We start from the raw sequence: 11,320 nt of genomic DNA on the forward strand, positions 1-11,320 counted from the left end.
CAGCTGTAGCGTAGGGTTATGGCGCACATTACGTTGTGTAGCGCCCAAACATGCACAACGACTCCAGCTCTTCAAGTTCTGAATGAGGAATATTTCCTAGCTCCATAAGCGTGTATAGCCGCTCGCCTAACTTCGAGACTGCATATTTGCGTGGTTCATAAGGATAATCCAAATATGCTTCTACACCCATTAGAATTCTCATGCGCTGGGCTTCTGCAGCCTCATGCAGGAAATCGAAAGGGGGCGATTCTAAATCCTGCAGGTTAGCAGAATCAACCTCAGGGGTATCTCTCCAGCCAAGCGCGAATTCTGACAGGCGATTTAGATACGACAGCAACGTCATCTGCCTCCAACTCATGCGCTCTGCTGCCTCAACTAGCACATTAGCTCTGGATTGGTCTATGGAGGAATCGAAACAAATATTAGCTAGAAGATAACCAATGTATTCAATTTTTCTTTCCTCATGTTCACGCTGGGCCGCAATTATTCCGCCCTCAAGTACTTCCTCACCAGAGGATCTGTCCGTTTCCTCGTCAAAAAAATTATCTGACCGAAGCGTGTCACCACTATCTCGTCGTTGTTCTATTCGCTGCGCAGCATAGTATAATGCGGAAACAACACGCTTCTCTTCTCGACTACTGAGAAAACGACTATTGAACTCAAGAACTAGTCGATGAAGAGCATCGGTTAACCATGGTCCTAATGAAGCTCCGAGCACAGCTCCTGCTGGATCACCTTTAGTTAGTGCGCCTCCGAGAAGAACCCCAACGCCTCTTCCAGTACTCCGAACACTAGTTTCTATAATTTCGGGAAGCGGTGAGTCACTGCTATTTGCATCCATATTCGACACTCGACTGTGTGCCATAACGACAACGCTCAGCTGAAATGGACACAGAAATGCCTGACAGATTCTGATCGCTAGAACGATTTCGCCGGGCGCAGTTGCCATCCACCAGCGTCGTTAAATTGGACCCGTGGAGGCGAACGCGCTTGACTGGACTCGATCGAAAACGGCACCAGTCCATTTTCAGCTGTAGCCGTGGGTTATGGCAAATGCCTGGTGAGATAAATATTCCGTACACTATCCCATGCGCGTATTTTTAAGTGCCGCTAAGCACAACAGTTAACCAGAGTATTGACATACCGGAGTATGCGACGTACGACTTTGAGATAACTTTTTTCGTACTAAAAACAAAGTTCTTTATATCGCTTCTTACATCTTTATCAAGTTCATCCTTAGCTTCGAGATTAGTTCCCTCCGTTGTACTATAGGGTAACTTTGCACAGAAGCAAGCAGTGAGAGTCAGGAAAATGAGTGAGAGCTGTCCCCATATCCAGCCTCCATTAGCGAAGTGTATCGCGGTGGCTATCATGAATGCGGGCAGGCCAACGCGAAAATTCAGCAGTCGCGCCTGCTCAGTGTGCACCGTCTGAAGCGCCTCGAGGTACCGGCTGTACCGTACGGCCCTCTTATAAGAACCTGAGATTCCCATAGCTAGGTGACAACCTGTGAATGAGCCGAAGCGAGAGTTTACAACATTAGTATACGGTACTTCTGAGACAAAAGTTTACTAAACCACCCTCGACTGGAAGTCGAGGGGTTTTGTGGAGGGTGTGACGACTGGAAGTCGGCTAAAGGCTCAACCTTCAAATGTGGGTGCCGACTTCTCTCTTGCCTTTCGATCCAATTCTCCATCCAGCTGTCGAATGCGAAAGACTCGGTCTCTCAGCAAGACCTCGTCTTCCATACAGCGATGCTAAAGCGGCTCGTCTGAAAGACGAGGGTTTTGAACCAGGTACGTGGAAATAAATTTGGTAGTAAAGTGCTTCTCCATAACGGACGAACTTAGCTCGCGAGCGGCCAGGAAGAGGTCAGCAATATTGCACTCCGGTAGACCAATATAGATGGGGCAATGTCCATTCGCTCATAAGGCCGGTACCGATCAACGAAGACGAATTGCATCACCGAAAACACTTGATAATTAGCACAGGCCGCTCGTCAGCTACAGTGATGGTTATGGCGCGTCCTACGGCCTTTGGCGTCGGGTTATGCCTGACATTTTCTCGTCCTCTTGGGCTGAGCTTCCATGCACGTAGTTGACCCGGACGAGAATTCCAAACTGCACAATTAGTGCAGCAATTCCCACTGGATCATTCAAGCCGGTGCGAAGCATAACAAGGGTCATGGTGAAAATGAGAAGAGACTGGACTACTAGGTCGTCTCCATTTCCTGCCCTGGTGAACCAGTCTGACATCTTTGCGAACCAATTTGACATCGCCCTCTGGAATCAATTCAGAATGCTAGACGCGCGATAACGGGGACATTCAGCCGCGACGGGCTTCGAAACCTAGGAAAACAGCAGAGTAGACGCCAACTATCAAAGTGGCACCCGCCCGTCGTCGGCTGTAATAGGGGGTTATGCCTACATTAACATCAAATCACTAGCAACTGGTATAGACCGATTCCCGCAGCTGTACAGAATCCCCCCACCACTAGCGTGGCCACGTATGAGGCGATAGTCTTCCATGCGGTATGCCAGACAGCTTCTCGGTAGAAAGCCCGCCCTGCCCAAACGACGTAAGTAGTGAACACTCCCAGCCAAGTGAGTCCCTCCACGTCACCGCTCAATTCAGCACCCGTGCCAACTATCGCAAATACGTCAATAATTGCCACCACAAGAATGCTTTGCGCCAGAAGATACAGCAAGAAGGCGTAGTGCTCAGCAAGGGTCAAACGACCACTGCGGTGGAGCAGCCATTGGCTCGCGGCAATAGGTATTGCGATGACCGCATACAAGAGGCTAATCTGGAGAGCCACGAAATGAGCGTCCCAGAACCCGTTTCCGCTGTTCGCGCTGGCCGAGGCAACATCTAACATGCCGAATAGAGCCGAGAGACCGATGTTTAGGGCAACGATGAGAACGTAGTAGCGCAGTGGATTCAGGTAAGTCACGCGGTTTCCCTCCACGTAATCCCGAACCATCGAGCCGGGACGCGTGAACAGATTCCATGCAGTTTGGAGTGTCTTGAAGTCCAGATCGAAGAGCCCCTGTAGGAGGCTACCCACAAGTTGTGAGAAACGTAGGCGCTGAGTCTGAGCCGACTGGCCACAACGATAGCAGTAGTCGCCCTGTAGCGGGGCCTGGCAATTCATGCACCGATTCGAAGCGGCAGATGAGGACAACTCAGTCTCCATCCTGCCACCTGGTTCTGCATCAGCCTCGTGGGGCGGAGTACCGGGTGACGTGCTTGTTTCTGAGGCTGAAGATGACATGGGTTACAACCTTTTGTTTTCCACGTAGGCATAACGTGAAGCTCACCTGCGAAAAGTCGCGGCGCTTCCATTATCGAAGGCAACGGAAGCACCAACGTTCGTAGAACGCAAATCGGCCTCCTCTTTTCGTCAGGTGTAGCGATGTGTTATGCCTCTACAGTTCTAGAAATCATTTAGACACCGACGCTACTCCGATAGTGGGATAATTCCATCACATAATTACTAGCTCCCGCCTCATCCGCAGCGTCAAGAATATCGCCGTCGTCAGTAACGAGAACCAGGTGTTCTCCCTGAACATGATTATTCGGTCCAAGGAAAAATGAAATTTGCATATCCCACAGCCAGTTTGCCCTATTCTTTTTGGTCAGGTCACATCCAGTTTCGACGATGCGCTTCAGTATCTCTTTGTACATCTTCATTGGCACCTTGTAGTTCTCGGCAAGATACTTTCCTTTAGCACGAATTTCATCAGGTGATTCTTCACCTACTCCAGCAGCATCTCTAAACCGTAGCGCATTAGAAATACCTATTATTACGTCGGAATCTTCGCTATTTAGAAAAGACAATATTTCGCTTTTTGCCTCCTCGTCATCTTCAAAAATTTGCCAATTGGAGGCGTTCGGATCTGTATGGTTTACCACCTGCCTCAAAACATCGTCGACGAAATTAGCTTCTGACATTTCGATTGCTCTACTAACTTCGCTCAGATTACCCCTAATATCGGTTAATTCGTCGCTTTCTCCTCTCTCATTCACCTCTTTGCAGAGGTACATCACGTTGTTATAAAGCGCCCCATATTGGTCATCAATTTCTCCGTAAAACTCTTTCGCAAACTGGAGTTCGGGATCTGGAATGAAGCGCATCATCTCCTTGGACTCCTGCAAGCAGTGATTCCATAAGCCCAAAATAGCATGTCGGCAGTCTCCGAAGGCAGGATCACTTGTATCCGCGAGATGGGAAAGGAGCTCACATACAACGTACAGCTGAGCGTACGAGGTATCCCCCTGTTCCGACTGCTTTTTTGAAAGCTTGGTGCCTAAATCTCTCGCCTCTTCGAAATCGAGCTCTCGGAATAGATTGCGATACACATTGCTGTCGAAGACGAGGGCACTCATTCGTTCTGAAAGTTTATTGGTGCGTATAACGATTTAGCTGAGGTGCGGAGGGTGGAAAAATGTCAAACGGAAATCCAGCTGGCTGAAATGACAACGCCGGATGTAGTTTCCAGTCTCCAGCATCGTCACTCCCGACCAGCGAAGGCGAAACTGCTTACTAAACCTCGATCGATGACAGCATCAGCCCTCCGTCAGCTCTAGCGGGGGTTATGCCTCTTCGACTTTTCTCTTCTCACCTATGAAAGGTTGCTTCGACGAAGCTTTTTTTAGCATCGTGTCGATCTTTTCGCTCCCTCCTATCTTTTCTACAACGTCCTATGGCTTCAGCCCAGCGTTTTCACTTCACGTAGTTTATCCTTCATCTCGTCCCTTTTGAACCTCCGACCACACCACTACTACGAGTCCGCTAATCGCAAATACTATTGACAAAATATAAAACCCTACTTCTGTGATTGTGAATCCGACCACTCGTATTCCATCTCCTAAAGATGATCCTATCATAGACAATGAGATCGATATTATAATCAGCGGAAGTCCTATATTTCTAGTACCTTTACGGTTACTCGCCGTATTACTCGTACAGTCGCTTTGTCCCATCTTATTTGCTTCAGCCGATTAGAATAAATGAAAGTGGTTCGCGTCGCCTATCCATTTCGATCACACAGAGCCGAAATGTCGATGCAAAACAGAGTTATTTTTAAGAGGCATAACGGAATCGATTAGCTCGCGAAAAGTCGCGGTAGATCTGTCGCTTCAAGCATTAGAAACGTCATTCGCCTGAAGGGGGCAAAACGGTCCGAGCTTTTCGTCAGCTACATCGAGGGTTATGCATACCCACTATGCCGTCAGCAATGTACGCAGCATGTTTTCCCTTCGGACGAGTTGCCTTCCGATTTCCTGCTGCCACAATTCAAGTACTTTCTCTATAGTCTCGTTCTGATCAAATGCCGGAGTGGTCGTGACGACGTATCGGTCCCGTCCCTCCGCGACATACTTCACGATTAGAAGCGGTGGCCTATGCTTCCACGCAGCCAAGCGTTTCACCCGTTTCCACGGAATCATGCGTCCGCCCGCATAAAGACCATCCTCGTCGATCTCGACGTGGACGAGCTTGAAATATATAATCGAAAGAAGAAGAACCAACCCACTGAAGAGTAGCGCTGCGATGAGTGCCTCTACAGCGAAAGAACTTCCTTTCTGAAGCTCTGGAAGTATCGCAGCAATCCCAACAAGCAGGAAAAGCAACAGCGGCGGGTAGCCCCACCGAATCGCCCGATAGGTTCCTAATCCTGTGAGAGACCCACGAGACATAGAATAAAACGAGTATGCATAACCTACAATTATATCAGAGCACTCAACATATCCACGCACTCGTTTCGTAACTCCGTGAAACCAACGCAGTTGGGCGAACAGGACTGTTCATATGTCAAGCAGGTTCGATCCACGGAATATCGCCTACCGCTTGACATACTCAATATTGGCAATATTATTTTCAAGCCATACGTCGTGTCGGAGCCAACTGCCGGTCGCCATGCCCGATGCCCCAGACCAGTCGCCCAAACTCCTCGATCAGGTGCGGCAGACCTGCCGGCGCCGCCAGTACAGCTACCATACGGAAAAAGCGTACGTGCGCTGGGTCACCCGCTTCGTCCGCTTCCACGACACCACCCATCCCCGCCACCTCGTCGAGGATGATATCCGGGCCTTCCTGAACCATCTGGCATCGACCCGCAACGTGGCGGCCTCCACTCAGAATCAGGCTCTCAATGGGCTGATCTTCCTCTACGAACAGGTGCTCGGCGTGGAACTCGACGACGTTGGTCCCCTTGACCGTGCTGACCGGCCCAAGCGGCTCCCCACGGTGCTCTCCCGCGAGGAGGTCCATCGCCTGTTCGACGCCATGTCGACAGGTCCGAATCGCCTGATCGCGCATCTTCTCTACGGAAGCGGACTCCGACTGTCCGAAGCCCTTCGCCTCCGGGTCAAAGAACTCGACGTTGGAACCAGCCGCCTTCATGTGCGGGACGGCAAAGGCGGGAAGGACCGGACGACGGTGCTGCCCGAGCGCCTCCACGGCCCGCTCCGGCGCCACCTGCGGAAGGTGAAGGTCCAGTACGAAGAGGACTGCGCCGACGGCGTGGGCGGCGTCTACCTGCCCGACGCCCTGGCGGAAAAGTACCCGAATGCGGCGACGGAGTGGCGCTGGCAGTACGTGTTTCCCTCTACGAAGCTCTCGGAAGATCCACGCAGCGGGGCCGTCCGCCGCCACCACCGCTCCGACTCCGCCGTGCAGCGGGCCGTCAAACAGGCCGCCGACGCGGCGGAAATTGAAACGCACGCCACCTGCCACACTCTTCGACACTCCTTTGCGACGCACCTGCTGCAGGACGGCACCGATGTCCGGACCATTCAGCAGCTCCTGGGCCACGAGCAGCTGCGCACCACCATGCAGTACGTCCACGTTCTGGAACAGAGCGGCGCGGACGTGACGAGCCCGCTCGACACGTTGCCCAAGGACTCAACATAGCGCTCCCCCGCCTTCTCGACGCGTGCCCCACGTCGCGCGTCCGACGTACCCGCTGGCTCTGCTCACCTGCTTTGACAAAAACCGTCGCTCCAGGTAGGCTCCAGCGCGGGGCCTGGAGGGACTTTACGCGTCGATCCCCTGCTCCCGGAGCAAGTCGTGGAAGGCGTCCTCGTCCAGCACTGGAATGCCCCGTTCCTCAGCGTCGTCCTGCTTGCTACCGGCCCCGGGCCCAGCCACCACGTAGTCGGTGTTGCCGCTGACGCTGGAGGTCGCGTTTGCGCCGTGCTGCTCCACGAACCGCTGCACCTCGCTGCGCGTCCAGTCCTCCAGGCTGCCGGTAAAGACGAACGTGAGGCCGTCGAGGGGGGCCTCGTCGTCCGCGTACGGGTTGGTCAGGTCCAGCCCGGCGCCCCGAATCTCGTCGATCACCCGCTGGTTGTCGGCGTCCGCGAAGAAGGTGACGATGCTGTGGGCCACCTCGGGCCCGATGTCGTCGATCTCCGTGAGGGCGTCCTCGTCGGCGTCCACGAGGGCGTCGAGCGAGGCGAAGTGCTGCGCGAGGAGGCGGGCCGTGGCCGAGCCGACCAGCGGGATGCCGAGGGCGTAGAGAAAGCGGTCGAGGTCCTGCGCCAGGCTCGCCTCGATCTCGTCGAGCAGGTTCTGGGCCGACTTGTCGGCGTACCGCTCCAGGGCGAGGAGGTCCGCCTTTTCGATCTCGTAAAGGTCCGAGATGTCCTGAATCAGGCCGGCGTCGATGAGCTGCTCGGCGCGCTTGTCGCCCAGCCCTTCGAGGTCGGTCGCCTCACGGGAAGCGTAGTGCTTCAGGCGCTCGCGGAACTGGGCGGGGCACGTCATGCCGCCCGTGCAGAACGCCTGCTTCTTGTCGTCGCTGAGCACCACCTCGGACCCGCAGATGGGGCACGCGTCGGGGATATGGTAGGGCGTCTCGGTGCCGTCGCGCTCGTCCTCGATCACCTTCACCACCTGCGGGATCACGTCGCCGGCCCGCTCGATGAGCACCGTGTCGCCGACCCGGATGTCCTTGCGGTCGATCTCGTTCTGGTTGTGGAGCGAGGCGCGCGTCACCTCCACGCCCCCCACCTCCACGGGCGCCAGCACGGCGACGGGCGTGATGCGGCCGGTGCGCCCCACCTGCACGAAGAGGTCCTCGATCGTGGTGGTGGCGCGGCGCGGCGGAAACTTGTAGGCCGCCGCCCAGCGCGGGTCCCGGTCGCGCATGCCGAGCGTCTCGTGCCCCGAGAAGTCGTTCACCTTGATGACGAGGCCGTCGATCTCGTAGGGCAGGTCGTCGCGCCGGTCCACGAGGGCGGTGTGGTGGGCCAGCGCCTCGTCGATGCCGTCGCAGCGGCGGATGTGGTCGGCGCAGACGCGCAGGCCCCACTCCGGCAGGGCGTTCAGGACCTCGGCGTGCGTCGCAAAGTCGCGCCCGTCGACGGGCGCAATCTCGTAGAAGTAGATGCGGAGGGGGCGCCGCGCGGTAATATTGGAGTCGAGCTGCCGGAGCGAGCCGGCGGCGGCGTTGCGCGGGTTGGCGAACACCTTCTTGCCCTCCTCCTCGCGCCGCCGGTTGAACGCGTTGAACTCGTCTTTGCGCATGTATGCCTCGCCCCGCACCACGAGGCGGTCGGGCACGGGCCGTGCGTCGTCTCGGAGGCGAAGGGGGACGCCCTTGATGGTCTTCACGTTGGCCGTAATCTCCTCGCCCGTCGTGCCGTCCCCGCGGGTGGCGCCCTGCACGAGGCGCCCGTCCTCGTAGATCAGCTCCACGGCCAGGCCGTCGAACTTCGGCTCGGCGGTGTACGTGACCGTCTCGCGCCCCAGCTCCTCGCGGCACGTCTCGGCGAAGTTGCGCACCTCGTCCTCCTCGTAGACGGCCTTCAGGCTGAGCATGGGCGCGGGGTGAGTCACTGTGCCCAGCTCGTCGCGCACCGGGCCGCCCACCTGATGAGTAGGGGAGTCGGGCGTCTGCAGCTCGGGGTATTCGGCCTCCAGGGTCTGGAGCTGCTGGAAGAGCCGGTCGTACTCGGCGTCGGAGACGACCGGGGCGTCGAGGACGTAGTAGCGGTAGTTGTGGTGCCGGAGCGCGGCGCGAAGGTGCTCGGCCGCCTCCGCCGCGGCCGGCTCGGAGTCGATGGCCGCCAGGTCGAGGTCGGGCGTCGGGTCTGCGTCGGGCATCCTGGGTGTTTCGGGGGTGCGAGGGAGAGGGCGTGAGGATGTGTTCGTCGGGGGCGACCCGGTCGGCGGCCCGCCTTCCGCTGACCCCTTCTCAAATTCGAGCGGGGGGCGGACGTTCGGGGCGGGCGCCGGAATTACGCGTTGTCACGAATTTGTTCGAAGAGGCGCTCGGCGTCGTCGCGGTGGCACAGCTCGGTCCCCGGCGTCATGACGGCGGCGGCCCCGGCGGCCACCCCAAACTGCACGGCCGCGCCCAGGCCCCGGCCCTGGGCGAGGGCGACGGTGAGGCCGGCCACCATGCTGTCGCCCGCCCCCACGCGGCTGGCAATCGGCACGGTGGGGGAGCGGACGTGCTCGGCCCGGTCGGCGGTAACGAGCAGCGCCCCGGAGGCGCCCATGGAGAGGACGACGACTGTGCACCACCCGCGCTCGATGAAGCTGCGCGCGGCGCCGGTCCGCTGGGCCTCCGTCTCAAGAGTGTCCCCGGCCAGCTGCTCAAGCTCGCAGAGGTTGGGCTTGAGCAGGTGCCAGCCCGCCGGTGCGGCCGCTCGCAGGGCCGCGCCCGACGTGTCTAGGATGGGCCGTGCCCCGACTGCGTGGGCGGTGTCGGCGACCGCGGCGTACGTGTCGTCCGGCACGCCCGGAGGCAGGCTGCCGCTGGCCACGAGGTAGTCCGGGGCCGGGTCGAGGTCGCGCAGCGCCGCGAGGCCGCTCTCCACCTCTTCGGGCGTCAGCGTCGGGCCGGGCATGCCGAACCGAAACTGCCGGTCGGTCGACGTCTCGTAAACGATCAGGTTCTCGCGGGTCCAGTCGTCGATGGGGAGGGGGACGTGGTCGAGCGCCTCGTCGTCCAGCAGGGACGCCAGCGTCGTGCCCGTGGGGCCGCCGGCCGTGTAGAGGGCGGTCGACTGGCCCCCGAGCCGATCGACGACGCGGGACACGTTGAGGCCGCCGCCTCCGGGCTCGCGGCTCGGGGCGTCGCACCGGAGCTTGTCCTCGGCCACGACGCGCTCGATCTCCGTGTTCTTGTCGACGGCGGGGTTCAGCGTGAGGGTTACAATCGGGGGCATGGCGGAGACGGAATGGGGGGCTGGGCCGGGCGGCGCTCGAATGGCGCACGGAGAGGTGTCCGCCCTATCAGGGGCATTTTTGGGGAATTTCGGAAGGTATCTCAAACGTACCCAGGCCGGAGCGCGGTCACGTTGAAGAACGATCGGATTATCGGGGGCCGCGCCGCCGGACGCAGGGAACGGCGGGTTGGTCGTCGAGGACGCGAAGGCGGACGGGACTGGGCCCGGGGCCGGGCGGGGATCCGTCGGGCGGCCGGGCTGTTTGGAGGGGCGGTTCGCGTTCTGTAGTACGAATTGGGCCGCTCCGGTCCCGATTCTTGCATGCGTTCTGTTTTTTGCGCATTGGTTCTCATGGGGCTGCTCGCAGGGGGCTCCGCGAGTCAGGCCCAGGACACCCGTCAGTACGGATTTACGATCGGCGTCAACCGTGTCACCCTGCAGTCTCCGGCGTCCGACCTGGGGGGCTATTTTGCCGCGGTCGGAGGGGGAGTGGTGCGCCAGCCCCTGTACGGCCCCGTGTCGGCGCAGGCCGAGCTCCTGATTAGCCAGAAGGGCACCCGGGTCGATCGTGAGGAGGGCGGGGCGATTGATTACGGGGCCGGGTACCTCAAACTGCCCCTCCTCCTGCACCTGGAGACACCGTCCATCCAGTCGGTCGTGGTGCACGGGGAGGCCGGGGGGTTCGGGGCCGTCAAGCTCTTTGAGCGGCAGACGCCAGGGGGCGATGTGAACCTGTCCTTCAACACGGGCCGGTCGTTCTACCGCCGATTCGACGCGGGGGTTGTGGCCGGTGTGGGAGCCGCCCTCCCGATTGGGGGGCAGCGGCTTAACCTGACCGTGCGCCGGGTGTGGGGCCTGCGGGACGTGGCCCGTGACGGGACGGACCAGCCGTTTCCCGAGGCGCCCTTCCCCGGAGAGGGGAAGACGCGGGCGTGGTCGCTGGTGCTGCGTCTCGGCCTGTAGCACGGGAGGGGGCCGCCCGTCGAGACCCGTCGCTAGAGGACCACTCCGGCGGGATCAATAACAGAAGCGTCGGCCGTCTCGGGGCGCGATCGGGCCTCAGCCGCCGCTGGAGGTAACGTTCGGCGGCGGCGGGTCGTTTGCAAAACGGCAGTCGGCCTCTTTTCTTAAACTAGTC

Annotated in this window: 8 protein-coding genes; 2 read left to right on the forward strand and 6 right to left on the reverse strand. The window is 58.6% G+C overall.

Features of this window, described 5'->3' with window-relative positions; all coding sequences use genetic code 11:
• Nucleotides 1-28: 28 nt before the first annotated feature.
• The 4 genes from OJB03_RS03445 to OJB03_RS03460 all read right to left on the reverse strand — a co-directional run bounded on the left by OJB03_RS03445 (nt 29) and on the right by OJB03_RS03460 (nt 5,700).
• Nucleotides 29-841, reverse strand: a complete 813-nt coding sequence (locus tag OJB03_RS03445) for a hypothetical protein (RefSeq protein ID WP_263785305.1) — start codon at nt 839-841, stop codon at nt 29-31.
• 1,593 nt (nt 842-2,434) lie between these two features.
• Nucleotides 2,435-3,067: a DUF3667 domain-containing protein gene (locus OJB03_RS03450; protein ID WP_263785307.1), complete on the reverse strand. Its 633-nt coding sequence runs from the start codon at nt 3,065-3,067 to the stop codon at nt 2,435-2,437.
• A 380-nt stretch (nt 3,068-3,447) separates the two neighbouring features.
• Nucleotides 3,448-4,389 (reverse strand): hypothetical protein, encoded by a 942-nt coding sequence (locus OJB03_RS03455; RefSeq protein ID WP_263785309.1) that lies wholly within the window; start codon nt 4,387-4,389, stop codon nt 3,448-3,450.
• 837 nt (nt 4,390-5,226) lie between these two features.
• On the reverse strand, nt 5,227-5,700 hold the full coding sequence (locus tag OJB03_RS03460) for a hypothetical protein (protein ID WP_263785311.1): 474 nt from the start codon (nt 5,698-5,700) through the stop codon (nt 5,227-5,229).
• A 220-nt stretch (nt 5,701-5,920) separates the two neighbouring features.
• On the opposite strand from OJB03_RS03460, the gene OJB03_RS03465 reads away from it, so the two are divergent.
• Nucleotides 5,921-6,916 carry an integron integrase gene (locus OJB03_RS03465; protein WP_263785312.1) on the forward strand — a complete coding sequence of 332 codons (996 nt, stop codon included), beginning with the start codon at nt 5,921-5,923 and terminating at the stop codon, nt 6,914-6,916.
• 123 nt (nt 6,917-7,039) lie between these two features.
• On the opposite strand, the gene ligA is transcribed toward OJB03_RS03465, so the two are convergent.
• Both ligA and OJB03_RS03475 read right to left on the reverse strand, forming a co-directional pair.
• Nucleotides 7,040-9,112 (reverse strand): NAD-dependent DNA ligase LigA, encoded by a 2,073-nt coding sequence (ligA, locus tag OJB03_RS03470; protein ID WP_263785316.1) that lies wholly within the window; start codon nt 9,110-9,112, stop codon nt 7,040-7,042.
• Between the two features lie 134 nt (nt 9,113-9,246).
• On the reverse strand, nt 9,247-10,182 hold the full coding sequence (locus OJB03_RS03475; RefSeq protein ID WP_263785320.1) for a 1-phosphofructokinase family hexose kinase: 936 nt from the start codon (nt 10,180-10,182) through the stop codon (nt 9,247-9,249).
• A 321-nt stretch (nt 10,183-10,503) separates the two neighbouring features.
• Here OJB03_RS03475 and OJB03_RS03480 point away from each other — a divergent pair, with 321 nt between their 5' ends.
• Nucleotides 10,504-11,145: a PorT family protein gene (locus OJB03_RS03480; RefSeq protein WP_263785322.1), complete on the forward strand. Its 642-nt coding sequence runs from the start codon at nt 10,504-10,506 to the stop codon at nt 11,143-11,145.
• Nucleotides 11,146-11,320: the final 175 nt, after the last annotated feature.

Origin of the sequence: Salinibacter grassmerensis, from assembly GCF_947077765.1 — a bacterium.
In the GTDB taxonomy this organism is placed as follows: Bacteria; Bacteroidota; Rhodothermia; order Rhodothermales; family Salinibacteraceae; genus Salinibacter; species Salinibacter grassmerensis.